Source organism: Oleiphilus sp. HI0086 (assembly GCF_001635225.1).
On sequence record NZ_LWFZ01000284.1, the window covers coordinates 1 to 715 of the forward strand.

Below are 715 nucleotides of genomic sequence, written 5' to 3' on the forward strand. Positions count from 1 at the left end.
CTGGTGAGAAGACTTCTCCATACATTCCATTCATCAACAACCGTCCGGTAGTTGCAGGTACTAACGGTATCGCACCTATCTTCCTAACGACTGTTGGTGTAACCGGTGGTATCGGTCTTGACCTTAAAAACTGGGTTAAGAAAACTGACGCAAACGGTGAAGTTGTTCGTGATGCAAACGGCGACCCAGTATTGGAAGAAGCATACTCTGTTGCAACAGGTACGGTTCTAACAATCGATACTAAAGCTAAGAAGCTATACAACGGTAGCGAAGAATTGTCAGACGTTTCTGATGCCTTCACGCCACAAAAAGTTGAATTCATGAAAGCTGGCGGCTCTTACGCGGTAACTTTCGGTAAGAAGCTACAAACATTTGCTGCTGAAACGCTAGGCGTTGAAGCACCAGTTGTTTACGCTGCTTCTAAAGAAATCTCTAACGAAGGCCAAGGCCTAACTGCAGTTGAAAAGATCTTCAACCGCAACGCTGTTGGTGTTACTTCTAAGACTCCACTACACACGGGTTCTGACGTTCGCGTTAAAGTGAACATCGTAGGTTCTCAGGACACGACTGGTCCTATGACTTGTCAGGAACTAGAAGCAATGGCTGCTTCGACTATCTCTCCAAGTGTTGATGGTGCTTTCCAGTCTGGTTGTCACACAGCTTCTGTATGGGACAACAAAGCTAAGGCTAACACGCCTAAGCTAATGGCATTCAT

The 715-nt window shown here is 45.9% G+C and carries 1 pseudogene; it reads left to right on the forward strand.

The annotated features are described in order from the left end of the window. Nucleotides 1-715: pseudogene (locus A3756_RS03595) on the forward strand (bifunctional aconitate hydratase 2/2-methylisocitrate dehydratase); the annotation flags it as partial.